This window comes from Olleya sp. HaHaR_3_96, assembly GCF_019278545.1.
Classification (GTDB): Bacteria; Bacteroidota; Bacteroidia; order Flavobacteriales; family Flavobacteriaceae; genus Olleya.
In genome coordinates, this window is the sequence record NZ_CP058987.1 from 4012787 (window position 1) to 4039185 (window position 26399).

Sequence of the window (26399 nt, forward strand, 5' to 3'; positions counted from 1 at the left end):
TGATAATGTAATGACTATTTTTATATTACTTTATTAGAAAACAACGCCATAAGTAAAGACGCATAAGAGTTTCACCCTAAAAAAATGACAAGAGCTACAAAAAAGAATAAAAAATATATTGGGTTATCTCCTGACGAGTTAATTTTTAGAGGACAACAAAAAGGAGACCAAGTCTATTTAAGAATTATAGATTTTGATTCTGAAAATCTAACAGAAAATGATGTCAAAACAGTTAAAGAAATTAGTGCCTTTCAATACAAAGACACCGTTACCTGGATAAACGTTGATGGGCTTCATAATACTGTAATCATGCAGGAAATAAATACAGCCTTTAACCTTGACACTTTAGTTGTAGCAGAAGTCCTAAATACGGATGCACGTCCAAGAGTGATCGAGTACGACAACTGTACATTAATAACAATTAAAATGCTTAGACTTGATGAAGCTACAGGAAAAACACTTGTGGAAAATCTAAGTTTAATATTAACAAAAACGGTATTAATTTCATTTCAAGAACAAAAAGGAGATGTTTTTGAACCTGTTAGAGAACGTATCAGAAAACAAAAAAAGAGAATCAGAAATGGAGGTACGGATTATCTAACCTTTGCTTTATTAGACATCGTCGTCGATAATTATTTATATGTTATTAGCGTTTTAGGAGAAAAAATAGAAACCTTAGAAGAAAACCTACTCCTTAATCCAAAGCAAAATATTATTACCGAAATTAATAATTATAAGCGTGAGTTAAACTTTTTACGAAAATGTATAAAACCGGCTAAAGAAATGATTTTTTCATTAGCAAAAACCGACTCTGATTTTATAACAGAAAGTACTTATGTTCATTTTAAAGAGCTTGAAGATAATATCAGTCAAGCCAATGATGCTTCTGACGATTATCGTGAAATCTTATCAGATCAGTTAAACATTTATCATACAACCATTAGCAGTAAGCTTAATGATATAATGAAATTTTTAACTGTCTTTTCTGTAATATTCATACCCTTAACTTTTATTGCTGGTATCTATGGTACTAACTTCGAATATGTTCCAGAACTAACCTATAAGTACAGTTATTTTATAATGTGGATCATAATGATAATTGTTGCAGTAGGTATGTTATTATTTTTTAAAAAGAAAAAATGGTTTTAATAGCATTGCTAAAACCTTTGGTATTTATTAACTAATTCTTTCTTGATAATAATTAAATTGAATATAAAAATTACGACTATAAATATGCTTTACAAAATTTTATTTTAACTTGTATAAAATTACTATCATGAAAAATATATGTCTTATTTTAATCCTGTGTGCACTGTTTTTTGGATGTAAAGAGCAACCCGCAAATTTAGATCCTGTACCAAAACACGATAACTTTACAATAGTATCAAAAGAGGTTAATGAGACTAGAGTTATTAATGTTTGGACTCCAAAAGGATATAATAAGGATAATAGCACTTATCCTGTACTGTATATGCCGGACGGTGGAATTAAAGAAGATTTTCCGCATATCGCGAATACGCTTTCAAAACTAATAGACTCTAAAAGCATCCCTCCCATTATCCTAGTAGGTATAGAAAACACAGACCGAAGAAAAGATTTGTCTGGTTTTTCTAAAATTAAAGCAGATGAAGACTATTGTCCACTAACCGATGGTGCTAAAAACTTTAGGGCATTTATAACTAAAGAATTATTTTCAGAAATAAACAAACGCTATCGTACAACTCCTAAAAAAGGAATTGTGGGTGAGTCTCTAGCTGGTCTTTTTGTTGTGGAAACATTATTATTAGAGCCTAATGCATTTGATTTTTATATTGCAATGGATCCTTCATTATGGTGGAATGATATGTATTTAGTAAAAAACGCAACATCATATTTACAACCAGTATCAGACAAGGATATTAAGTTCTGGTTTGCCGGTTCTAATGCTGTAGATATCTCAACAGCTACAAATAAACTTGCTGAAGTATTAAAATCTAATGCACATCAGTATTTGGCTTGGGAATATTCCGACGAACCTAACGAAGCACATAATACTATTTTTAGAGCAACAAAAGAAAAAGCATTCAAATGGATAATGAATTAAGTAAAACTAAAAACGTATGACAATCTGTACTTTAACTGAAGTTGAATAATTAAAATAAAAATCATGTTTAGACATCAGGGCAAAAGCAGAACTTTAAAACATAATCTGCGAATTGCTACGATTTTATCTTTTGTTGCCGGTATTGTAAATGTTTCCGGATTTTTAGCTTTCAAGCAATTGACCACTAATGTTACGGGACATTTTGCATTATTTATTAATGACGTCGCTAACTTAGATTTTTGGAAAGGCACTATTTTTTTCCTTTATATCTTTTCGTTTCTGTTTGGTTCTTTTGTATCCAGTTTCCTAATTGAAAAATATAGAAAAAATAAAAAACTAAATGTCTTCGTTGTACCAACAATAATAGAATGTCTGATCTTAATCACTGTTGGTCTTTTAAGTGATTTTATAGTCATTAAACACCCTAATTTAATTATTTGCTTACTCCTTTTTGCAATGGGACTTCAAAACTCTTTTGTAACCAAAATATCAAATGCAGTCGTGAGAACAACACACCTTACTGGTCTTTTTACCGACTTAGGCATTGACTTATCTTTAATACTATTCCCTAAATCAGAGAAACAAAAAGAAAAACTAAAAGCAAATATCAAACTTAGAATTTATATCATTTTATTCTTTTTTGCAGGAGGATTAATGGCTGGTTTTTTATATTCAAGACTAAATTTTAAATTGAACACTTTAATTGTAGGAGCCTTTATTTTATTAATAAGCATCGTTTATGATGATGTTAGGTATAGACTAATAATGGCGCGTAGAAAATATAATCAAAGAAAAACAATTAGCCGATAAGAAATCTAAAAATCAACTTGGTTCTAAAACCTACAATAGTATAAGTGGTAAAAAAACACTATTACCAATACCGAATGATTTTTAATCCATACTTTAGCGTTCTGTAACCACTATTATTTTAGACTTTCATTGTTTCATAATAAAACAAAAAGTACTAAAAAAGAGCAATACTTATGTAATAACCACAGCATAAAATATAACCAAAAACGCATTTTAACCTAATGAAAAAAGTAATCTCCCTTATTTTTGTGTTTCTTTTCACCTTAAACACATTTGCAAAGACCAATAAAAACTGTAATTCTCTATTTTCAGAAAATCTACCTACAGAATACACACTTACCATTAATGTAACTAATGGCTCTGTTTTAAAACTACTTGAAGATGAAATAATAGATCAAGAAACATTTGAAGAAAACACTACAATTAGACTTATTACCCGTCCTGCTGTTGGTTACAAATTTTCGCACTGGACTGGTGATATTACTGGAAACAGACTTATTTCGGATATCACTATGACAGGCAATAAAACAGTTACCGCTGTTTACGAAGTATGGGAACCTGCTACAGGAATACCGGTTCCGGAATTTGGGGTTTTTGAAAATTATCGTATGTATGATGTTGTCGCTAATCGCAATCCAGAACTGACCTATAATCAAAATACTGAAGGAGGCTATTATACCCACTATATAGATAATACAGATCCAAATGCAACTAACTCTAATAACAATTATGGGTCTTTAGCTGTTCCAAGAACATCATTACCAAGCGCTAGTAATATACCTCCAGGTTCTGTCATAGAATATCATGGTGTATCATATCCGAGAGGTTATACAGTACTTGCACTAACAGGTACCGTGGAGAGACCAATATTTATCCGTGGAGCATCAGCTGATCAACGTGTCACTTTTTCTGGTAACAGTTCTTTTTACATGAATAGCGAATATGTTATTATGGAAAATTTAGAATTTGAAATGAGTCTAACTGTTCGTTCTTATAATACTAAACAGGCACATCACGTAGCTGTTAGAAACTGTAATACAAAAGCATTATCTGCACTTTCTTGGGAAGACGGTGAATCGTCTGAAGACATTGTGTTTTACTGCAACTATAACAACTCTAATGCTTTTGATCCTGCCGATGGAATTTTTTCTGAAGCCGATAGTATGGGAATAGGTATTAATGGTAATTCGAACAGAATATGGATTATTGATAACATAATAACAAGAGCCGGAGGTGATGCTGTAGGAAATGGGCATGCTGCCAATTATACAGCGAAAAATTATTATGTTGGAAGAAATATAATGTATACCTGCGGAGAGAATGCTATAGATATCAAAGAAGTGGATAAAGTCATTGTTTCCGAAAATGTTATGTTTGACTACAACGGTTGGTCTTCAGGTAGTGATGGTTCTGCAATGGTCATGCATTACGGTCCAACATTATCTCCTAAAAATGTATGGATTTTAAACAATGAGATATTTGAATGTACCTCCACAGGTATTCAGGTTGGTGGTGATCAAGTACATGATGTCTATATCATTGGGAATTTAATTCATGATATACATAACGATTCTAATACTGCAAAGGGTTATATATCTTGGTCAAGTCAAATGGTTTATATGATTAATAACACGTTTTTTAATGTCGATAATGGTATAAATTCTAGTATTAGTAATCCAACTGCAACACTATTTGCAGTTAATAATATTGTTTCAAATATAAGTCCTAATGGTTATCATATGTCCATTGGAGGATCAGCACACATGTCTAATTCTGTTTTTGAGAATAATATTTTTTACCAACCTGACGGGGTTTCTAATATAGAATGGGGATCAAACTCATATACACTTAGTCAATTTATGACAAATACAAGTAAAGGAGCTGGTAGTATTGAAGCTTACCCTATATTTGAAAATTCTGAAAATATTGATTTTAGATTACAATCAAATTCACCTGCAATAGATGCTGGTATAGAACATTCTACTTATCAATTATACGAAACGCTTTACGGATTAAACATAAAAAATGATGCTAATGGCGTCATTAAACCTAATGGTGATTATTTTGATATTGGTGCTTATGAATTCGATTTCTCTAATGATAATTCGCTATCTAATAGTACTTTTTCGAATTCTGATATTTACATGTATCCTAATCCTGTCATTGATATATTAGTATTAGAAAACATGTCCAATGTAAAGGACATTTCAATTTTTAATGTCACAGGTCAATTAATTAAAAGTGTTTCAAATTTGAATAACACAATAAATTTAGATGTATCCCAGCTGATTACAGGCGTTTATTTTATTAAATTTAATACGGAAAATGGAGTAAGCACAAAAACTTTGATTAAAAAATAAAGCTCAAGCTTACTTGTCTTTTACAAGAATCCATGTCATTTTTTATTCACACTAAATCAGCAACATAATATTAATACTCGGCTTGCAAAGCACTATGTAAATTATAATGACTAAAATTAAATCCGGAATCTTCTGTTTTTTGGGAACTGACCCTTTGACTTTCAAACAATAGAATATGCATTTCTCCTAAAATTAAATTCATTACAAATTCAGGAATATTAGGTAAAAGTAATGGACGCTTTAATTGCTTTGCTATCGCCTTAGTTAAGTAGCTATTGGTTTCTGGATTTGGAGCTACACCATTATAAACACCTTCTAATCGATTAGTTAAAACATGTAAAAACAAATTAGCCAAATCAGTAACATGTATCCAAGATTGCCATTGCTTTCCAGAACCAAATGCCGCCCCCATACCAAATTTAATTGGTTTGGCCATTTCTGGTAAGGCACCTCCTTTTGAGGATAAGACTAAACCAATTCTTATTTTAGAAACCATTATGTTTAAAGTAGAAAAAGCATCTACCGCTTGCTCCCACTGTTCTACGACTTGCCCTAAAAAAGAGGAACTCACCTCCGTTGTGTCTTCTGTATAATAATTAGTTAAGGAATTAGGGTAAACACCTATTGCACTAGCAGAAACGATCTGCTTAACTTGATTAGGAGTGTTTTTAAGCGTGTCAAATAGTAATTGAGACGTTTTGATACGACTTAACAAAATCGTCTTTTTATACGCTTCTGTCCAACGTTTAGAAATACTTGCTCCTACTAAATGAATAATGGCATCCACCTCATCTAAACAGTCTTTATCGATTTGGTTATTTGATGGATTCCAATAAAACCCTTTATAGTTTTCGGAATTAGATACTTTCGATTGACTAGTGGTTAAATAATTAACAGCAATATTATTTTCGTGACATTGCTTAACAATTTCAGATCCAATTAATCCTGTTGCTCCTGTAATTAATATGCGCATTGTTTTTTATTTAAAAATACAATTTTAGATAGCGACTAATACCCTGTTTAAGTAAGGTTTAACACTAAATAAAAAGAATTTCAAGTCATTGATTAAAAAAGCGATAATGTTATACCTAAATATTAAATCTTAGTTAAGAAACGGCTAGCCAGCTAAACCTTTATTGCTCTTAAAATATGACGCTTATTTGGTGGCCCTGGCAGTCTTTCGACCTTAAAACCGACACTTATCATAGCGCGTCTTGCTGCGCCTTGAGCACAATAAGTAATTAATACACCATTTTTTTTAAGCGCTTCAAACATGATTTCAAAAATAGGCGCTGTCCATAATTCTGGCTGAGCCCCCGGACCAAAAGCGTCGTAATAAATGACATCAAATTGATTGCTTATTTTTAGATTAAAAATATCATGATTGCGTTTCTCGAAAGTAAACTGACTTGAAAGGTGATGTTTTGTCTCCCAAGACACCTCGTGCATGGTTTTAAAAACGGACTGCTTATCCGTTTTCGAAAACAATTCAGGATAATTTAGTTTTTCTACAATATCGAGTCCCACTGGAAAGGTTTCAATACCAACATAATTTATATTAACAGGCAATGCTTCTGTTTTTAAAAACGTATTAAAAGCATTAAGACCTGAGCCAAAACCAACTTCTAAAATAGAACAGGATTGTTCTACATCTTGTTCCGTTTCCGAAGACAAAACAGAAAACAATCCTGCATTTATGTAGACAAAATTAGACTCTTCTATTGCGCCGTAAGTAGAATGGTATAAAGCATTATACTTAGGATGCAATAAGGTAGAAGATCCGTCTTTTGTTAATTCAATTTGTGGTTCCACTATTTTATATCTACTAATAACACACCATCTGCTTCAAAAGAATACGTACGTTTTGGTTCTGTAATAGCTTCTATCTCTTCTTTAGACGCGCCTTTATCTTCTGCATAGTGACGTTGCTCCTCTACCGGTACTTCTTTAACATAAGCCATACCATTTACAATCACTAACTCACCCGCAATATCTTTAGGCATAAAAAAACCATAATCTTTAAATTTGACCATAACTTCATTACCATCTCCTAAATCTGCCGTCATCCAACAACCTTTAGCTTGACACACTTCTTTTACTTTTAAAGTTACTTTTGCAGGTATACTATCTCCTGATTTTAAAGTTCTATATTTAGCAATCATCGATTTAGAAGCCATAGCATCGTTAGCTATAATCTCTTTTCCAAAAGGTTTATAACTAATCGCTTTTGCTCTTTCTTCCGCTGCTTTAACCGCTTCGTCTTTTTTAACGTCATTTTTACATCCCACTATTGTCAACAATAATGCAAATAAGATTAAATAATTTTTCATCTTGTGTTCTATTAAATTTTGTGATTCAAAGATAGTATTTTAAGCGCAATAGTATACTTCCTAATATATTATTCTGTATTTTTGTATCTAAATTTTAACCACAATATATGGCAACTTTAACCAAAAACGATATAAAAATTACAAGAACTGAAACGTCTAAAATAAGTTCTATTGATTTTAACAATTTAGCTTTCGGACAGGTGTTTTCTGATCATATGTTGACGTGTGACTATAAAGATGGTAAATGGCAAATTCCAGAAATCATTCCTTACAGTCCTATAACTTTAGACCCATCTGCTAAGATTTTTCATTATGGACAATCTATTTTTGAGGGTATGAAAGCTTACAAGGATACAGACGGAGAAGTCTTTATGTTTAGACCACTTGAAAATGTAAAACGTTTGAATCTATCCGCAAAACGTTTATCAATTCCTGAGTTACCAGAAGATTATTTTTATGAAGGTTTAAAAGCACTTTTAGAAGTAGAAAAAGATTGGATTCCTACAGCTGAAGGAAGTTCATTATATATTAGACCTTTTATTTTTGCATCAGGTAATGGGTTTCATGCGTCACCTGCAGATGAATATAAATTTATAATTTGTACTGCCCCTTCTGGAGCTTATTTTTCTGGAAAAGTAAATGTATTAATTGAAGAAAAATATTCACGAAGTGCTAATGGTGGTGTTGGTTTTGCAAAAGCCGGAGGAAACTATGCTGGGCAATTTTATCCAACTCAGTTAGCGAAAGCAAAAGGGTATCAACAAGTCATTTGGACGGATGATACGACTCACGAATTTATAGAAGAAGCTGGAGCAATGAACGTTTTTATACGTATCAATGACACCTTATTAACTTCGCCTACTAGCGATCGAATTTTAGATGGTATCACCAGAAAAAGTATTTTACAACTCGCAGAAGCCGAAGGTTTAAAAACTGAAGTAAGAAAAGTAAAAGTTAGCGAATTGGTGGAAGCTTCTAAAAATGGAAGTTTAAAAGAAATGTTTGGCGCTGGTACTGCTGCCGTAATTTCGCCAATTTCCGGTTTTGGATTTAGAGATGAAGATTTTGAAATTCCTGAGCAAGAAAACGCTTTTGCATCACAATTAAAAAATCGTATTGTAGACATACAAACTAATAAAGTAGAAGATCCTTTTGGATGGCGCGTAAAACTGTAATTCAAGTGTATCGTTTTGTCTAATTTTAGAGTACAAAAAAAGCAACCTAATGGTTGCTTTTTTTGTACTTATATATCACTAGACTATTTATCTAATATCCCTTTAATATTTGGTTTAAAGTAATTAGGGCCTTTTAATACTTTTCCGTCTTCACGATAAATTGGTTCACCATCTTCTCCTAATTTACTCATGTTACTACGTTGTATTTCGGCAAAGACTTCTTCAATTTTATACTGCATACCATGTTCGATAATTGTACCACATAAAATATAAAGCATATCTCCTAAAGCGTCTGCAACCTCCACTAAGTCATTATTTTGTGCAGCCTCCAAATATTCGGCATTTTCTTCTCGCATTAACTCGAAACGTAATTTGTTTTTTGCGTCACCCAAATCTGCCTTTGGTGCCTCTTTATGTCCTATTTTAAAAGCTGTATGAAAAGCTTTTACTGCTTCAATTTTATCTTGCATGTAATTGTTGTTTTATTCCTTGATGTTAGTCTTCAGTTTTAGTAATTTTGCTTAAAAATAAATTATGTTTAGTAAAGGACAAATGGTTTTTGGAGTTTTATTCGCTATTGCTTTTATTTTTGTACTCATTAGAATGTACAGAAAGGATTTAAACTTACATAAAGTCCATTTTAAAGGTGTGCTTTGGGTTCTTTTAGCTTTTCTTGGTTTTATAGGAATGATTGTAGCGATTAAAGTTATTTTTAAATAATAACGAATCCTATTAAAATAAAATGCTTTTATTTGTGCTTAAACCAAACCTATTTAAGTATGAAAATTGTAAAACCTACTGCTACCATTGTAGCATTTTTATTGTCTTCTTTTTCTTTCTCACAAAGCTATGTTGGATATGCTGCAGATAATTATTCTGGTATACACGGTGTAATAGACAACCCTTCAAATATTGTTGATTCTAGATTTAAAACAGATATTAATATAATGTCGGGAAGCGTTTTTGTTGGTAGTGACTATTATGGTCTTGACTTTAGTAATATTTTTGATGAGGATCTAGACATTGATGATAGTACGAACCTTTTTCCTTCTGATAAGAATAATTTTTTCTCAAATGCTGAGTTTGTCGGACCGTCTTTTATGTTTAACATCGACGAAAAAAATAGTGTTGGTATTATCACTAGAGTCCGTGCTTTTGCTAATGTAAATAATATTAATGGAGGGTTATACGAAACCTTAAATGAAGAATTTGATGAGGCGTCAGATTTCAGCTTTGATTCCAGCGATTTAATTACCAATACTCATGCTTGGGCTGAGATTGGTTTTGCATATGGTCGTGTTTTATATGATGACACTGACCACTTTTTAAAAGGAGGTATTACTCTTAAATTATTACAAGGTGCTGGCGTTAACTATTTTAATAGTCCAGGGTTTTCTGGTAGCTATAATGCATCTGCCCAAACCATTTCCACAAATGGTAGTATTAATTATGGAAGTACAATTGGTATTAATGATGATGATGATTTCGACTTTAATGATCTACACACAGGATTTGGTGCTGATATTGGAGTAACTTATGAATGGAGAAGAGATAATGGCACGGATAATAAGGGCCTTAATAAATATCTTTTAAAAGTTGGACTATCAATTACTGATATTGGATCCATTACTTATGATAATGTTACGCAATATAGTTTTGACTTAAATAATCAAACAGCAAGCACCGTTGGATATGATGACGCTGAAGAATTTTTAGATAACAATTACACTTCTGTGGAAACAACAAGTAAACAAAAAGTAAATTTACCTACAGCCTTACGTTTTTCTGCAGATTACCATATAGACAAATCAATATATTTAAGTCTATTAGGAGCCTTTTCTCTAGTTCAAAACAACACTGAATACACTAACAAAATAAATAATGCGGTAACTATAGCACCACGAATAGAAACCAAATGGTTTAGTTTTTATTCTCCTGTTAGTTTTAGACAATATCAAGATTTTGCTTGGGGAGCAGGTTTTAGATTAGGCCCTTTAACTTTAGGTTCCGGATCTATACTATCAAACATGATATCTAAAGAATCTAAAACGGCTGATTTGTATCTTGGTTTAAAAATTCCAATTTATCAAAGTAAAAACTAAAAATTGATATCATAAAAAAAAGCCTTAATCTAAATTTAGATTAAGGCTTTTTTAGTTTTACACTTCGTTTATTTTAACTACAAACTTAAATTAGTTTACTTCTGGTAAAAAACTATGGTTTTTACTATAGTCCAACATTTGTCCTTCAAAACTTTCTGGTTGTGTTACTTTAATTGCAGTAATCTCTCCAGCCGCATTAGTTTCTGGAACTAATACAGGATTTACAAAACCGCTATACGCTGGAGATGTAAATTGCTTATTACGTTCTAAAACTTCGTTATGAATATCTTTATCTACTTTTACACCATAACCTTCCACTAAATCTTCTACAGCTTTATAATCGCCTTCAGACTTAATACGTTGTGTTTCTTTTAATAATTGTCCGAAAAGTCCGTGTAGTTTTTCGTAGTCGTTGATGTTAAAATATGTTTTTCCATCACGAGTGATTTTTTCTATAACCTTGTCCGTTTTACCTTTTTCAAAGACCCAAGCACTCACCCATTGTCTGTTACGCATATGCGCTTCTTCCACATCATCACCTAGATTTAATCTAATTAATTGTGTCATTAACCCATTACGGATGTAACCATCATAAGCAGCCATACCCACTTTTTTCCAATCGTCTACCAATCCTAAATCTTGCAATTTTGGGTTGTATAAGTAGTATAACCCTACTAAATCTGCACGACCTTCTTCTAAAGTTGAAGCGTAATTTTTTAATGTCTCTTTAGTCTCTCCTACTCCTGGATTTAATTGCCCTGAAGCATGACCAATAACTTCGTGTAACGCTGTATGTAATTTATCAGCTATTTGTCCGTATTTTTCTTCTAATACATATTCTTCATCATCATTTACAAACTCTTTTAAGCGACCTGTACTTCCTGCGTTATTATACGCATGAATAATGTTTCCTAAAGACACTGATTTACTTCCAACAGCTGCACGAATCCAGTTTGCATTTGGTAAGTTTACACCAATTGGCGTACTAGGTGATGCATCACCTGCTTCTCCAGCAACATTTACTACTTTATAAGTTACGCCTACAACACTTTTCTTTTTGTGCGCATCCATTAAAGGTGAGTTATCTTCAAACCATTGTGCATTTTCAGATAATACAGCCATTTTTTCTGACATATCAAAATCATTAATCTGTACAACCGTTTCATAAGATCCTCTATATCCTAAAGGGTCATTATAGACTTCGATAAAACTATTAATATAATCTACATTTCCAGCAGTTGCTGCTGTCCAAGCAACGTTATAATCGTCCCATGTTTGTAAATCTCCAGTTTTGTAATAATTAACCAAAAGTCCTAAAGCATTTCCTTGTGCTTCATTTTCTGCAACACCTTGTGCTAATTCTAACCATTTTACAATTTCATCAATTGCAGTACCATATAAACCACCTGATTTATACACACGCTCTTTTAACACGCCATCTTCTTTAACTAACTGAGAGTTTAAACCATATGATAGTGGTTTTTCTGGGTTTGGAGATTTCATTTTTTTATAAAATGATTCCACATCAGCATTAGTGACATTTGGTCCATAAAAATTAACCGCAGACAAACCAACGTTATCCACACCTTTAGATAGGTTTACTTTTTTACTATCCTTATCGTTAAATAAAACATCAAAGGCTTCGCCAACCAAAGTTGTATTGGTAGCCGTCATAATCTCCTTTAAATACTCTTGAGAGAATTCAGGTTTAAGCTTGTCGTTAGAATAATGATGGTGGATTCCATTACTAAACCATACACGCTTTACATAGCTTTCAAAAGCAGCCCAGTTATCAGACTTTTTATCGCCTTTATAATTAGTATAAACATTTTCTAAAGCTTTTCTAATTTTTAAATTGTGTCTATAATTCTGGTCCCACATAATATCGCGACCTGACAATCCTGCTTGTGTTAAATAATAGACTAATTTTTGTTCTTTTAACGTTAGGTTTTCCCATCCTGGAATTTGGTAACGTAGTATCTTAATGTCAGCAAATTGCTCCACATTAAAGTCAAAAGCAGCTTCTACTTTTGGAGACTCTTCGGTTTTAGGTTTTTCGGCCTTATCATTACCACAAGACACTAATAGTGTTGCAACAAATGCAGCACCTAATATTGATTTTAATTTCATAATTAAATAGTTTTTTAAAAGTCTTTAAAGATAAGAATTTAACAAATTCAAAATTGATTATCTTTGAAATAACTAACTTTTAATTTTCCCTAGAATGAAATATATAAAGTACCTATTATTTCTTTTGTTGATTACCTTTATTGCAATAGCTATATATGTTGCTGTACAGCCTAATGAGTACACCGTCACTAGAAGTAAAACCATACAAGCGCCTGCTAGTTTAGTTTATAATGAAGTCATTGATTTTAAAAACTGGAAAGATTGGAATGCTTGGATTGAAGAAAATCCTGAAATGATTATTACGTATCCCGAACAAACAAAAGATATTGATGGCTCTTATACTTGGTTAAGTAAAGGTGAGACGGGCAGAATGACAACTATTGCCGCCAAACCCAATACAAGCATCACCCAGAATATGCAACTTGGAGACCAGCCTAGTGCGCAAGTAGATTGGACATTTACACCAAATGAAGATGGTAGTACAGAAGTAACATGGACTATTTCTGGCCATGACTTACCTTTTGGTTTTAAAGCCTACAGCGCTTATTCTGGAGGGATGGATAAACAAATTGGTCCTTATTATGAACGTAGTTTAGAACTTTTAGACAGAAAAGTTGTAGAAAGCATGAAACAACATAGTACCAAAGTTGATGGTATTACTGAACATGGTGGTGGCTTTTATCTATACAAAACAACATCGGCATCGGGTAAAAATATTAGCAAAATAATAGCGCGTCAGCAAGAAGAAATTATAAGCTATATGTCAAAAAACACTATTATTCAAGCAGGAATGCCTTTTACTATTTATAATGATATGAATCCTAGCACCGGAAATGTTATCATGACGCAAGCAATCCCAGTTATGAATAATGTTATTAATGATAATACTAGTGAAATCCTTTGCGGCTACATGCCAAAAACAACTGCATTAAAAACGACTTTAAAAGGAAATTACACGTATCTACCAAAAGCCTGGGATACAGCTTATAAAGCTATTACGGAATTAAAATTAGAACGATCAGAAGACAAACCTTTTGAGATTTACATCAATGACTCCAAAAAAGTACCCAATCCTTCACTTTGGAAGACCGAAATTTACATTCCTATTAAATTAAATGACACACTAACCTCTACCCTTTAAATGAAACAACTAGTTTTAGTTTTTGTAGGTGGCGGTTTTGGAAGTGTGCTTCGTTATATTATTGGGAAAGCCCTTAACAATACAGAAAATGGAATTCCGTATGGGACCTTTGCCGCCAATATATTAGGTAGTTTGCTAATAGGAATTATTCTAGGCTTAGCTTTAAAAAACGACACGCTTAATAATAATCAAACGCTATTATTAGCAACAGGTTTTTGTGGTGGTTTTACAACGTTTTCAACCTTTGCTTATGAAAATCATGTGTTTTTAAAAACTGGAGATTTTACTAGTTTTGCATTATACACTATTACTAGTTTTATACTTGGTTTTTTAGCTGTTTTCTTTGGAATGTGGTTGGCTAAGCAGTTTTAATCTTCCACCTTTTTATACTTTTTGACTCCGGCTTCAATACGCACATATAAAATATTTTCGTTTGGAACAATGGGACAAGAATACCTTTTATTATAAGCGCAATACGGATTATAAGCTTTATTAAAATCTATAACTATTTGATTGTTTTCTGGTAATTTAACTTCAATATAACGCCCACCTTTGTAACTCTCAGCTCCATTTGTATTATCCATAAATGGTAAAAACAAAGCTTCCTCCTGACCGACTTCTTTAGCCATTTCTAGATCTTGATACACATTTAACTTTAAAACTTTGTCTTTAATTTTAAAAGTCGCTTCACCATATTTTACGTAATCAACTAATCTATCTGTTGTTGTTTTCATTTTAAAAGACACTTCATTTGGTGTTCTTTTAAAAGAAGCCGTAACAAGATACGTACTATCAAACATAAAAAAATCTAAGTTTCTAAACAGCTTACGATCACTGTCTGTCAACGGTGACTTAGCTGCATCTTTAAAATTTGCATTCATTTCTCGTTGGTATTCAGTATCGCCTAATAAGGGTAATTTATCTTGTCCACAACTTGAGGTTGTAATTACAATAAAAAGAAAAACAAAATATCTCATACGGTATCTAATTTAATATGAATGCTTTAAAAATTCAATTCAAAAATACAACTAATTCAAAATTTTGTTTAGCTTTGACCCAAACAAATTAATAAAAAATGAATTTAGTCATTACATATTTAACTAAACAAACCTCTTGTAGACATACAAGTAGTTGGACCTGTTATATGTTATGATGATTTAGATATCAATTTATACAATACAAAAAAGTCCAACCTAACCGTTGGACTTTTTACATTTATACTAACTACTAAACCAATGAAAAAACTACTCAAAAATTACATAAGCACTTTTGACGGACTGTCAAAAGAAGTATGGTGGCTGTCTTTAATTACCTTAATTAACAGAGCCGGCACCATGGTTATTCCATTTCTGTCTTTGTATTTAACAGAAGACTTAGGATTTACATTGTCAAACGTCGGTACAATAATGACCGCTTTTGGATTAGGTTCTGTCATCGGATCATGGTTAGGCGGAAAATTAACCGATAAGATTGGTTACTATAAAATTATGGTCTTCAGTTTATTTATATCTGGTTTCATGTTTATTGGTTTACAATACCTAAAAACTATTTACACGTTGTCCTTAGGAATTTTTGCGTTGATGGTTGTTGCAGATATGTTCAGACCAGCCATGTTTGTAGCATTAAGCGCCTACAGCAAACCAGAAAACAAAACTAGAAGTGTTACTTTAATTAGGTTAGCTATTAATTTAGGGTTTTCTGCAGGTCCCGCTGTTGGAGGTTTAATAATTGTAAGCTTAGGTTACGGTGGTCTATTTTGGGTAGATGGTATTACTTGTATTGCTGCTACATTATTATTAATAAAAGTATTAAATCCTAAAAAGACACGAGTACAGGATGACATTAAAGTAGACAATCCCTACTCTGCGTATAAAGACAAACCGTTTATACTCTTTTTATTTGCCTTGTTTTTGTTTGGTTTTATATTCTTACAGTACTTTTCTACCATGCCTTTATATTACAGAGAACGACACTTGTTAAGCGAATTAGAAATCGGTTTACTACTTGGTGCCAATGGCTTTTTTATCTTTTTATTAGAAATGCCATTAATTAAGTATTTAGAAAATACACGCTTTTCAAAAATAGCATTGATATTATTTGGCGCCTTTTTAACCGCTATAAGTTTTCTAATTCTTAACTTTTCTAGTTGGTCAGGAATTTTGATTTTTGCCATGTTTTTAATGACTGTTGGCGAAATGATAGCCTTTCCATTCGCAAATGCTTTTGCATTGCAGCAAGCAAAAAAAGGAAATCAAGGCGAGTATATGGCGTTATATTCTATAGCCTTTTCTTTTGCTCACATCTTTGGTCATAAATCAGGAATGGAACTTGTGGAAGGGGTTGGTTATGATAATACGTGGTATATTATGACCCTACTAGGTGGTTTGTGTATGTTACTGTTATACTTCTTGAATCAATTTATGAAAGGAAAAAAATTAGCCAAATGAATTTAAACCAAGTGACTATATCATCTGCTGATTTAGAAAAAGCGGTAGAATTCTACACTCTACTAGGACTCAAACTTATCGTAGATGCTTTACCTCGATATGCAAGGTTTGAGTGTCCTGATGGAGACGCTACATTTTCTATTCATTTTAATGAAAATAAACAACAACACAATAATACTGTAGTTTACCTTGAAGATGAAAATTTGGAAGCTTTAGTTTTTCAACTGAAACAAAAAGGTATTACTTTTATATCAGAACTAGAATACAAGTCTTGGCTTTGGACCGAAGCCCATTTACTAGATCCTGACGGAAATAAAATTATATTATTTAAAGCTGGTGAGAATCGGAAAAATCCACCTTGGCGCATTAACTAAACTATGAAACACTTACTATACCTTTTTACTATATTACTTGTTGTAAGCTGCAATTCTTCTGAAACTAAAAAAGAAAATCAGACTAATACCACTACCGACACAACAAAGACACAGAAAGTAAAACAATTCCCTGATTTAAAACCTGACCGTTATAATGTCGCGTTTTTAATTATGGATGGTACATTTAATACGGAACTAACGGCGCCTTTTGATATTTTTCAACATACTATTTTTAGAGATAGCATCAAAGCCATGAATGTATTTACAGTTGCTAATACAGACCATCCAATCACTACTTTTGAAGGGATGCGATTACTACCAGATTATAATTATGTTACTGATAGCTTACCTAAAATTGACATTTTAGTTGTCCCAAGTGCAGAGCATCATTTAGATAGTGATTTAGACGATATGGTAATGCTCAATTTTGTTAAGCAGGTCGCTAAAACTGCAAAATTTGTAACTTCACATTGTGATGGTGCTTTTGTATTAGCAGAAGCTGGTCTTTTAAACAACAAAGTATCCACGACGTTTCCAAGCGATATAGACACGATGCGTAAACGCTATCCTGATTTAGATATTAAAAAAGACGTGCTTTTTGTGCATGATGGTAAATATATTACGTCGGCTGGAGGCGCTAAAAGCTTTGAAGCTGCTTTGTATTTATGCGAGTATCTTTACGGAAAAGACGTCGCAAAATCTTTAGCTGGAGGTTTGGTTATCGATTGGGATGTTACTACTATACCACATTTAATTGTAGACTAATTAATGCTTCGTAATCGCATTATTTTTAACCACATGCGATAAAATAATTTGTGTTTTACACTCGCCATAAACAATTAACTGATCTATAAAAGCTTCTAAATGTTTGTGGTTTTTTAAAATGACTTCCATAACGATATTCTCGTTACCTGTAATTCGGTAACAATTAATGACTTCGTCAAAGGTTTTTACTTTCTCTAAAAAAGGTTTTAGTTTTCCCATAAACGCTTGTAAAGTAATCAATGCTTTTAATTGATACCCTACTTCATAAGGAGAAATTAAAGTAATATGATTTTGGATGATTCCTAGATCTTCCATTTTTCTGATACGCTCAGAAACTGCTGGTGAGGTGATTCCTACTTGCCTACCAATTTCGGCATTAGATTGTCTTGCATTTTGTTGCAAACACTTTAAAATTTTCCAATTAAGGGCGTCAACACTCATATTAAAGCAAGTTTAAAAAATAATTTAATTATTAAAGCAAATATAGCTTTTTGATTTAAAATCGAAAGTTAAATATACAGTCTTGTGATTATTTTTGATAAAAAGAAAAATTAAAATGTCTGTACAACCACCTTCTCATCTTTCAGACTTGCCAATATACAAGCAAGCTATGCAGATTTTCATGTTATCCAGAAGTATTTCTGCCTATTTAAATCATGATTTATCTTATTTATATGAAGACGGAACGGAAGATGCTAACATTTACTTTTCTGGCGATCTTGTGCAACATTCAGAATCTCTAGCACCTGAAATTATTAATGCAGAATTAGAACACTGTCATCACAAAAGATACAGACATATAGCATCTGTAAACAGATTAACAAATAGACTGTATAGAAACTGTAGTCGATTAGAGTCTTGTAATAGTAATGGTAAAGACTATTTACCAATATTAAAAAGAGAAATCAGAAAGTTTAGAAAGCTACAAACTACTTGGATGTTAACACTGTAGATTTTAAGTAAAATCTACTATTCTTGCGTTATACATAAATGAGTCTTGGAACGCCTTAATTTTAGCATTAAAAGTCTCAGAGTAAATCACAAACTTTGCTTTAGGTGCACTTTCACTTAATCGCAATACGTAATTATGATAATTATTTCTGGCAATAAAGTCAGCATCATGTATCATAAACAATTGTAATTCGCCTAAATGCAAACTATTTAAATGATATAATTTACTTAATCGTTTTGGTGTCGTTATTAAAATATCAACACCATAATACACCTCTTCACGTTGCTTTTCTAAATCATACTCTTCATAAGCACAATACAAACGTAAATCTGTTCTTTTAGTAAATACTTCAAAACGTTCCTTTAAATCTAAAGACGTTTGTTTATCTTTTACTACAATTAATGCTCTTGGAGAATCCTCATAAGCCTCTGCTCCTAATTTTTGAATCGTGCTAATAATCATAGCTGTCGTTTTACCACAGCCTTTTGGACCGATAGCATATAAATCGCTTCCTCCTTTTATTAAAGGCATTACTTGTTTTTGAAACGCATTAGTAGTTTCTAAACCTGCTTTTTCAATATTTTCTTTTAATGAAGGATGGTATTTTTTGAACGACATTTATGTATTTAAATAAGATATAATGAGACTACTTGTAAACTAGTAGATTGCAAAGATACTAATTAATGACACATTTTACAGTCTGCTTTGTCTTTGATTTCTCCTACCAGAAAACCATCGTCATTTATTATAAAATCACAACAATCAACAAAACCTTGAGCAATTAGTTTTCGACCCCGTTGTATTTGGGATTTTATGGTTGGCAAAGGCAAGTTTAACTGTTCCGCTATTTGCTTTTGTTTCAAGCCTTTTATATCACTTAAAAACAAAGGATCACGATACTTTTTAGGCAAACTTTTAATAATCCCATGCAAACAATCAACTTCTGTATGCTCTAGTTTTTGTTCTTCAAAAATAAAATCTTCATCCGTAGTTTCATACACTTTTTTTTTACTTCTAAAATAATCTAGAACCGTATATCTTGCTATAGAAAACAACCAAGACTTAAGTTTGTCTTGATTCTTTAAAGTATTTAATTTAGTGTGCACTTTTATAAACGTTTCTTGCAATAAATCGTCCGCTACCACAGCATCTTTTACTTTACTAAAAATAAAATATTTGATGTCGTCTGCATGTAATTTCCAAATGTCTTGAGTATCCATATCGATGTATTAAAAGAAACGCTAATCTTAGTATAAAGTTACCAAAACTAGCGTTATTATCACTTCTTTTAAGTGTTGCTTAACAGTTGCAATTTGTACAAGTACAAGTATCGCAAGTACAGTTTTGACAATTTCCTTTTGAGCAACCTTCACAGTTACAAGTACAGTCTTTATTTTTCATGATATCTATTTTTTTATGTTCATATAATAGACGTGATACCATTAAAAAAGATGCAAAACATGTGAATTATTTTTTAATACTTGATTATTGGACGACTATAGTAGCCTCATGAACAATTGGAAAATGACATGAATTAGCTATAAAACATAAGCTGTTTGCCTTTTTATGTAAACTTAACGCCAAGTCTTTTTGACTAGCGTCTTTTATGGTCACTATTGGTTTTAATCGTACGGTTTTAAAACTACCACTACCTGAACTATTGACTTCTAAATCACCTTCAGCATCATCTGTATAGTTTAATACTTCTATATTATTTTGAGCACAAACATATAAATAAGACATCATGTGACACGATGTTAAAGCAGATAGCAATAAATCTTCTGGATTGTATAATGCGTCATCACCTCTAAATGGTTTTGCTGCGGATACTTTTAAAGGAGTTACTTTGTTCTCTATGACAACTTCATGATTCCGACTAAAGGTTCTTGGGTTTTTCGTGCTTTCGCCTTCATTTATATTCCAATTAATGGTTGCTTTGAAGGTGTGTTTGATACGCATAGATTATGTTGTTTTTGCAATTTACTTTCTTTACTAAAAATTTTATTTAAGAGACATCAATGCTTCTAAATCTTTAATCATATTATCAAGCTGGTTCATATAATTACCGTAAAGAACTTTAGTTGATACTCTATAAATAAATATAAATAAGAATGCAAACACTATAACCGCACTAAATATCATCATAATCAATTGAATACCACTAAATTTATCTAAAACACTTATATAAAATGCTGTGTTTTTATAAAATAACCAATATCCTGGCAATATAAGTAACGGAAATATTAATCCAACAACTCTAGTTGTTGATTTTATAGTCCTTTTTATGGTACTTCTATAACTTACTAAGTATTCATAATTTGAATTACTAATTTTAATATCTTCAAATAAGTACAATATTTTTTTATTGTAAAAGAATAAAGTAATCAATAACCCCATTACATATAATCCTAATATTATATGTCCATAAACACTAAGTCCTAATCCTAATACCACTGCCATTGGAAGTAAGCTTTTATTGTCTAATTGGTAAGTGCGTTGTAATTTTTCGATTAGAAGATTTGATTTCTTCTCATAATAATTAAAGACTTTATCTACTTTTAAATCTTCTGGGTTTTTAAATCCATTTTCCCAAATATTTTCAATTGATTTTTCCATCTAATAATACTTTTAATTGTTGTTTTATTCTTAATATTTTTACTGAGATATTATTTGGTGTAATTCCCAAAACCTCTGCAATTTCCTTATATGGTTTCTCCTCTAAATACATTAAAATTAAAGCCCTATCTGTTTCTTTTAGTTTCTTAATAGCATCATACAAAAGGTTTAAAGATTCGTCAGCAAAAGCTGTGTTGTTTATACTTTGGGTATCATATACACCATTTGTTTGCTCTTCTACTTTTTTATACTTCTTTTTAGTATTCGTTAAGCAAACATTTAAAGTTATTCTATAAACCCAAGTAGACCATTTAGATTTTTCTTTAAACAAATCTTTACTCTTCCATATTTGAAGACAAACTTCTTGATAGTAATCCTCAAATTCTTCTTGACTATTTGTATAAGCTCTACAAATTTTAATGATAATGCCCACGTGAGGCTCTATTGACACTATATAAAAATCTCTACTCAAAATTGTTTTCTTAATTAGTATTAACAATATAAAATATATTACAAAAATGTATAAAAAAAATACACCTCGAAGGTTTTAAAACCTTCGAGGTGTATTAAAAAAGATTATATAATGAACTTAAAAGCCTGCTTACATGTTACGTCTATACTGCCCCCCTACTTCAAATAAAGAGGATGTAATTTCTCCTAAACTACAGACTTTACAAACATCCATTAAAGCTTCAAAGATATTTTCGTTATTAATAGCTTTTACTTGAAGTTCTTTTAATAATGCTTTAGTATCATTCGCATCATGAAGATTTGCCAAGGTTTTAATTTGAAACTGCTTCTCTTCTTCTGTTGCTCTAATCACTTCCGCAGGAACAACCGTAGGAGATCCCTTAGAACTTAAGAACGTATTTACCCCAACAATTGGGAACTTCCCGTTATGTTTCAACGTTTCGTAGTATAAACTTTCCTCTTGTATTTTACTACGTTGGTACATCGTTTCCATTGCACCAAGAACACCACCTCTTTCTGTAATTCTATCGAATTCTAAGAGCACCGCTTCTTCTACTAAATCTGTTAATTCTTCAATAATGAAAGAGCCTTGAATTGGATTTTCGTTTTTATTTAATCCTAATTCTTTATTTATAATTAATTGAATGGCCATCGCACGTCTAACCGATTCTTCCGTTGGCGTTGTAATAGCCTCATCATACGCATTAGTGTGTAATGAATTACAGTTATCATAAATAGCGTATAATGCTTGAAGCGTTGTACGAATATCATTAAAGTCAATTTCTTGAGCATGTAAACTACGTCCTGACGTTTGAATATGATATTTCAACATTTGTGCTCTTGCATTGGCGCCATACTTGCGCTTCATTGCTTTTGCCCAAATTTTACGTGCCACACGACCAATTACAGCATATTCTGGATCGATTCCGTTTGAGAAAAAGAATGATAAATTTGGACCAAATTTATTGATGTCCATACCACGACTTAAATAATATTCCACGTAAGTGAAACCATTAGATAACGTCAACGCTAATTGTGTAATCGGGTTTGCACCTGCTTCTGCAATATGATACCCAGAAATTGATACTGAATAAAAGTTACGGACGTTATTCTCGATAAAATACTCTTGAACATCTCCCATTAGTCTTAATGCAAATTCTGTAGAGAAAATACAAGTGTTTTGCGCTTGATCTTCTTTTAAAATATCTGCTTGAACCGTCCCTCTTACTTGAGCAATGGTATTCTTTTTAATCTCTGCATAAACATCTGCTGGTAATACAAGATCTCCTGTAACACCTAAAAGCATTAAACCTAAACCATTATTCCCTTCTGGTAACTCGCCATTATAAGACGGACGCACTTTTCCTTTATATAATTTTGCGATTTTAGCTTCTACTTCTTTTTCTAGACCGTTTTCTTTAATGTAAAACTCACATTGTTGGTCGATAGCAGCATTCATAAAAAATCCTAATAGCATAGGCGCAGGACCATTAATTGTCATACTTACCGACGTCATAACATTTGCTAAATCAAAACCAGAATACAGTTTTTTAGCATCGTCTAAACAACAAATACTAACTCCTGCATTACCAATTTTACCATAAATATCTGGTCTTAAATCTGGGTCGTTTCCGTAAAGCGTTACACTATCAAAAGCGGTAGACAAGCGTTTTGCTGGCAAACCTGCACTTACATAGTGAAAACGTCTGTTGGTACGTTCTGGTCCACCTTCTCCTGCAAACATACGTGCTGGATCTTCTCCTGTACGTTTAAAAGGATATAATCCAGATGTATATGGAAATTCTCCTGGTACGTTTTCTTGTAAATTCCAACGTAATAAATCGCCCCAAGCTTGATACTTTGGTAAGGCTATTCTTGGAATTTGCAAGTGTGATAATGACTCAGAATGTGTTTCAATCTTAATCTCTTTATCTCTTACTTTAAAACTATAAATTGGATTTTTATATTTGTTCACTTTCTCATCCCAACCTGTAATCACTTCCCAATTGTAAGGATCTAAGTTTAATTTTACACGGTCAAATTCGGCAATAAGCATTTTAATAAAATCCTTTTTGTCATCCTGAACTAGTTTCAAGATCTCATCCTGATCAAGACCTTGTTTTCCTATAAAAGACTTTTCGACTCCGCTCAAGGTGACATCTCCTACAGAACCAATTGTTTTAAAGATACCGTATAATCGTTGCGCTACCTCAACTTGTGTGCTTGCTGTTTTGTCATAGGCACGATTACTTTCTGCAATTTCAGATAAGTATCGTGTACGTGATGGTGGAATAACGAAAATTTTCTCGCTCATTTCCTGTGAAATTTCAAATGTCGATTTTAAAACCGAATCCGTTTTCTCCACTAACTTATCCATGATGGCTTTGTAAAGCGTGTTCATCCCAGGATCGTTAAATTGCGACGCAATAGTCCCATAAACTGGTAAATCATCTTGGTGTACATCCCAAAGGTTATTGTTACGCATGTACTGCTTTTTAACATCACGAAGGGCATCTAAAGACCCACGTTTGTCAAATTTATTGATGGCAACCAAATCTGCAAAATCAAGCATGTCGATTTTTTCTAATTGTGTTGCTGCACCAAATTCTGGGGTCATAACGTATAAAGCTACGTCAGAATGTTCCATAATCTCTGTATCAGATTGTCCAATTCCAGAGGTTTCTAATATAATTAAATCGTATTCCGCAGCTTTTAAAACTTGAACGGCTTCATTTACATATTTAGATAATGCTAAGTTAGATTGACGTGTTGCTAAACTACGCATGTATACTCTTGGCGAATTGATAGCATTCATTCTAATTCTATCACCTAAAAGTGCGCCTCCAGTTTTACGCTTAGAAGGATCTACAGATACTAAACCTATTGTTTTCTCTGGAAAATCGACTAAAAAACGACGCACTAGCTCGTCTACCAAAGATGATTTACCTGCTCCACCTGTTCCTGTAATTCCTAAAACTGGTGTTTTAGACGCTTTATTTTTAATATGAATTTTATCTAAAGTCGCTTTAGCAACGTCAGGAAAGTTTTCTGCTGAAGAAATAATCCTAGCAATTGCTTTAGGGTTTTTAGTAGGTAAAATGTCTAACTCGTTACTTAAAGTATCACCAATAGCAAAATCCGATTGTTCAACCAAGTCATTAATCATACCTTGTAATCCCATGGCACGTCCATCATCCGGAGAATAGATACGAGAAATACCGTAATCCATTAAATCCTTGATTTCTGAAGGTAAGATTACACCTCCACCACCACCAAAAATCTTGATGTGCTCTGCACCTCTTTCTTTTAAAAGATCGTACATATATTTAAAATACTCGTTATGACCTCCTTGATATGAGGTTAAACAAATAGCATTTGCATCTTCTTGAATCGCTGTATTTACAACTTCGTCTACACTTCTGTCATGACCTAAATGTATGACCTCTACTCCTGTAGATTGAATAATACGACGCATGATATTAATGGATGCATCATGACCATCAAATAAGGCTGCTGCAGTAACAATTCTTACTTTATACTTTGGCTTGTATGGTGTTGCTTGTGTCATTCTTAGAATATAATCTGTTTTAGACTTGCAATTTACGGAATATTCAAAAATATTGCTATATAATCTGTAATTATATAAAACTTAAAAACAAAAAAAGCAACCATGCTTTTTTAGAGTAATTTAGTAGTCAATACCTATTGTAAATGAAAAAACTAACCATACTTATAAACTGTAAAGACCAATCAGGAATTATTGCTAGTGTTACCAATTTTATAGTCAATAACAAAGGAAACATTGTTTATATAGATCAACATGTCGATAGAGAACAAGACATTTTTTTTATGCGCTTAGAAAGCGAATTTGAAATTGACACGTTTGAAATCGAAGCCTTTAAAGTCAGCTTCAAATCCAATCTTGCTGACAAGTTTATTATGAAATGGCGTATTTACTCTTCTGCAAGCAAACCTAAAATGGCCTTATTCGTATCTAAATATGACCATTGCTTATACGATATTTTAGGACGTTATAATTCTGGAGAATTAGAAGTAGACATTCCTTTTATCATTAGTAATCACGCGACCTTAAAACCTATTGCAGACAGTTTTAATATTCCATTTTACCACATCCCTGTAACTAAAGACACTAAGGCACAAGCGGAAGACCAACAGTTAGAATTATGTAAAAAACATGGCATTAATTTTATTGTTTTAGCACGTTACATGCAAATCGTATCTAGTAAAATTATTAGTCAATATCCAAACAAGGTTATTAATATACACCACTCCTTTTTACCTGCTTTTGTGGGTGCAAAACCATACCACTCGGCATACAAGCGTGGCGTAAAGATTATCGGGGCAACTAGTCATTATGTTACAGAAGCATTAGATGCTGGCCCGATTATTGAACAGGACGTAACACGCGTATCGCATACACATGCTATTACCGATTTAATTGCTAAAGGCCGTGATTTAGAAAAAATAGTATTAGCCAATGCCATAAAACTTCATATTAAACGTAAAGTGATGGTTTTTAATAATAAGACCGTTATTTTCTCTTAATAATCATTTTTATAAATCCTTTTAACTCTTGTTTTTAAATAGCATTAAAAAGAAAACAAGAATAAAACGCAGTTTTT

The 26399-nt window shown here is 32.3% G+C and carries 27 protein-coding genes; 14 read left to right on the forward strand and 13 right to left on the reverse strand.

What is annotated here, in order from left to right; translation table 11 throughout:
- Positions 1-84 precede the first annotated feature (84 nt).
- The 4 genes from corA to H0I26_RS17750 all read left to right on the forward strand — a co-directional run bounded on the left by corA (position 85) and on the right by H0I26_RS17750 (position 5253).
- Positions 85-1149 (forward strand): magnesium/cobalt transporter CorA, encoded by a 1065-nt coding sequence (corA, locus tag H0I26_RS17735; RefSeq protein WP_218700231.1) that lies wholly within the window; start codon positions 85-87, stop codon positions 1147-1149.
- Between the two features lie 127 nt (positions 1150-1276).
- Positions 1277-2083: an alpha/beta hydrolase gene (locus H0I26_RS17740; RefSeq protein WP_218700232.1), complete on the forward strand. Its 807-nt coding sequence runs from the start codon at positions 1277-1279 to the stop codon at positions 2081-2083.
- 63 nt (positions 2084-2146) lie between these two features.
- On the forward strand, positions 2147-2893 hold the full coding sequence (locus H0I26_RS17745) for a YoaK family protein (protein WP_101019977.1): 747 nt from the start codon (positions 2147-2149) through the stop codon (positions 2891-2893).
- A 221-nt stretch (positions 2894-3114) separates the two neighbouring features.
- Positions 3115-5253: a T9SS type A sorting domain-containing protein gene (locus H0I26_RS17750; protein WP_218700233.1), complete on the forward strand. Its 2139-nt coding sequence runs from the start codon at positions 3115-3117 to the stop codon at positions 5251-5253.
- Positions 5254-5323: 70 nt separating this feature from the next.
- Here the strand turns inward: H0I26_RS17750 and H0I26_RS17755 are convergent, their stop codons facing one another.
- The 3 genes from H0I26_RS17755 to H0I26_RS17765 form a co-directional block, all read right to left on the reverse strand.
- On the reverse strand, positions 5324-6226 hold the full coding sequence (locus H0I26_RS17755; protein ID WP_218700234.1) for a TIGR01777 family oxidoreductase: 903 nt from the start codon (positions 6224-6226) through the stop codon (positions 5324-5326).
- Between the two features lie 152 nt (positions 6227-6378).
- Positions 6379-7065 carry a tRNA (5-methylaminomethyl-2-thiouridine)(34)-methyltransferase MnmD gene (gene mnmD, locus H0I26_RS17760; RefSeq protein WP_218700235.1) on the reverse strand — a complete coding sequence of 229 codons (687 nt, stop codon included), beginning with the start codon at positions 7063-7065 and terminating at the stop codon, positions 6379-6381.
- Positions 7065-7583, reverse strand: coding sequence for a DUF4920 domain-containing protein (locus H0I26_RS17765; protein WP_101019984.1), 519 nt, complete (start codon positions 7581-7583; stop codon positions 7065-7067). The genes mnmD and H0I26_RS17765 overlap by 1 nt, the downstream gene beginning before the upstream one ends.
- Positions 7584-7690: 107 nt before the next feature.
- Between H0I26_RS17765 and H0I26_RS17770 the strand changes: the two genes are divergently transcribed.
- Positions 7691-8758, forward strand: a complete 1068-nt coding sequence (locus H0I26_RS17770) for a branched-chain amino acid aminotransferase (protein ID WP_101019987.1) — start codon at positions 7691-7693, stop codon at positions 8756-8758.
- An 83-nt stretch (positions 8759-8841) separates the two neighbouring features.
- On the opposite strand, the gene H0I26_RS17775 is transcribed toward H0I26_RS17770, so the two are convergent.
- Complete coding sequence (locus H0I26_RS17775) at positions 8842-9228, reverse strand: nucleoside triphosphate pyrophosphohydrolase family protein (protein WP_101019988.1); 387 nt, start codon at positions 9226-9228, stop codon at positions 8842-8844.
- A 64-nt stretch (positions 9229-9292) separates the two neighbouring features.
- Between H0I26_RS17775 and H0I26_RS17780 the strand changes: the two genes are divergently transcribed.
- Together H0I26_RS17780 and H0I26_RS17785 are read left to right on the forward strand one after the other, a co-directional pair.
- Positions 9293-9478, forward strand: coding sequence for a hypothetical protein (locus H0I26_RS17780; RefSeq protein WP_101019990.1), 186 nt, complete (start codon positions 9293-9295; stop codon positions 9476-9478).
- A gap of 59 nt (positions 9479-9537) precedes the next feature.
- On the forward strand, positions 9538-10860 hold the full coding sequence (locus H0I26_RS17785; RefSeq protein WP_218700236.1) for a DUF5723 family protein: 1323 nt from the start codon (positions 9538-9540) through the stop codon (positions 10858-10860).
- Between the two features lie 90 nt (positions 10861-10950).
- Here the strand turns inward: H0I26_RS17785 and H0I26_RS17790 are convergent, their stop codons facing one another.
- The gene (locus tag H0I26_RS17790) at positions 10951-12990 is read right to left on the reverse strand and encodes a dipeptidyl peptidase 3 (protein WP_218700237.1); all 2040 of its coding nucleotides are present in this window, start codon (positions 12988-12990) and stop codon (positions 10951-10953) included.
- A 94-nt stretch (positions 12991-13084) separates the two neighbouring features.
- Between H0I26_RS17790 and H0I26_RS17795 the strand changes: the two genes are divergently transcribed.
- Together H0I26_RS17795 and crcB are read left to right on the forward strand one after the other, a co-directional pair.
- Positions 13085-14131: an SRPBCC family protein gene (locus tag H0I26_RS17795; protein ID WP_218700238.1), complete on the forward strand. Its 1047-nt coding sequence runs from the start codon at positions 13085-13087 to the stop codon at positions 14129-14131.
- The gene (gene crcB / locus H0I26_RS17800; RefSeq protein ID WP_218700239.1) at positions 14132-14503 is read left to right on the forward strand and encodes a fluoride efflux transporter CrcB; all 372 of its coding nucleotides are present in this window, start codon (positions 14132-14134) and stop codon (positions 14501-14503) included.
- Here crcB and H0I26_RS17805 read toward each other — a convergent pair.
- Entirely contained in the window at positions 14500-15108 is a 609-nt protein-coding gene (locus tag H0I26_RS17805; RefSeq protein ID WP_218700240.1) for a DUF1684 domain-containing protein, read from the reverse strand. The two genes, crcB and H0I26_RS17805, sit on opposite strands and share 4 nt — an antisense overlap.
- A 258-nt stretch (positions 15109-15366) precedes the next feature.
- On the opposite strand from H0I26_RS17805, the gene H0I26_RS17810 reads away from it, so the two are divergent.
- From H0I26_RS17810 to H0I26_RS17820, 3 genes are read left to right on the forward strand one after another with little or no spacing between them, the layout of a single operon-like run.
- Positions 15367-16578 carry an MFS transporter gene (locus H0I26_RS17810; protein WP_218700241.1) on the forward strand — a complete coding sequence of 404 codons (1212 nt, stop codon included), beginning with the start codon at positions 15367-15369 and terminating at the stop codon, positions 16576-16578.
- Complete coding sequence (locus tag H0I26_RS17815) at positions 16575-16952, forward strand: VOC family protein (RefSeq protein ID WP_218700242.1); 378 nt, start codon at positions 16575-16577, stop codon at positions 16950-16952. The genes H0I26_RS17810 and H0I26_RS17815 overlap by 4 nt, the downstream gene beginning before the upstream one ends.
- 3 nt (positions 16953-16955) lie before the next feature.
- Positions 16956-17717, forward strand: a complete 762-nt coding sequence (locus tag H0I26_RS17820) for a DJ-1/PfpI family protein (RefSeq protein WP_218700243.1) — start codon at positions 16956-16958, stop codon at positions 17715-17717.
- Here H0I26_RS17820 and H0I26_RS17825 read toward each other — a convergent pair whose 3' ends face one another.
- A complete protein-coding gene (locus tag H0I26_RS17825) occupies positions 17718-18158 on the reverse strand; it encodes an Lrp/AsnC family transcriptional regulator (RefSeq protein WP_218700244.1) in 441 nt (146 codons plus the stop codon).
- Between the two features lie 115 nt (positions 18159-18273).
- Here H0I26_RS17825 and H0I26_RS17830 point away from each other — a divergent pair, with 115 nt between their 5' ends.
- Complete coding sequence (locus tag H0I26_RS17830; protein ID WP_218700245.1) at positions 18274-18669, forward strand: hypothetical protein; 396 nt, start codon at positions 18274-18276, stop codon at positions 18667-18669.
- Positions 18670-18672: 3 nt separating this feature from the next.
- Here the strand turns inward: H0I26_RS17830 and H0I26_RS17835 are convergent, their stop codons facing one another.
- The 6 genes from H0I26_RS17835 to H0I26_RS17860 all read right to left on the reverse strand — a co-directional run bounded on the left by H0I26_RS17835 (position 18673) and on the right by H0I26_RS17860 (position 25324).
- Positions 18673-19287, reverse strand: a complete 615-nt coding sequence (locus H0I26_RS17835) for a DEAD/DEAH box helicase (RefSeq protein ID WP_101020013.1) — start codon at positions 19285-19287, stop codon at positions 18673-18675.
- 62 nt (positions 19288-19349) lie between these two features.
- Entirely contained in the window at positions 19350-19889 is a 540-nt protein-coding gene (locus H0I26_RS17840; RefSeq protein ID WP_218700246.1) for a sigma-70 family RNA polymerase sigma factor, read from the reverse strand.
- A 265-nt stretch (positions 19890-20154) separates the two neighbouring features.
- Positions 20155-20628: an OsmC family protein gene (locus H0I26_RS17845; RefSeq protein ID WP_218700247.1), complete on the reverse strand. Its 474-nt coding sequence runs from the start codon at positions 20626-20628 to the stop codon at positions 20155-20157.
- 42 nt (positions 20629-20670) lie between these two features.
- Complete coding sequence (locus tag H0I26_RS17850) at positions 20671-21285, reverse strand: hypothetical protein (protein ID WP_218700248.1); 615 nt, start codon at positions 21283-21285, stop codon at positions 20671-20673.
- Positions 21269-21757 carry an RNA polymerase sigma factor gene (locus H0I26_RS17855; RefSeq protein ID WP_218700249.1) on the reverse strand — a complete coding sequence of 163 codons (489 nt, stop codon included), beginning with the start codon at positions 21755-21757 and terminating at the stop codon, positions 21269-21271. The genes H0I26_RS17850 and H0I26_RS17855 overlap by 17 nt, the downstream gene beginning before the upstream one ends.
- Before the next feature lie 129 nt (positions 21758-21886).
- Complete coding sequence (locus tag H0I26_RS17860; protein ID WP_218700250.1) at positions 21887-25324, reverse strand: methylmalonyl-CoA mutase family protein; 3438 nt, start codon at positions 25322-25324, stop codon at positions 21887-21889.
- A 143-nt stretch (positions 25325-25467) separates the two neighbouring features.
- Here H0I26_RS17860 and purU point away from each other — a divergent pair, with 143 nt between their 5' ends.
- Positions 25468-26322 carry a formyltetrahydrofolate deformylase gene (gene purU, locus H0I26_RS17865; RefSeq protein WP_218700251.1) on the forward strand — a complete coding sequence of 285 codons (855 nt, stop codon included), beginning with the start codon at positions 25468-25470 and terminating at the stop codon, positions 26320-26322.
- The last annotated feature ends 77 nt before the right edge of the window (positions 26323-26399 follow it).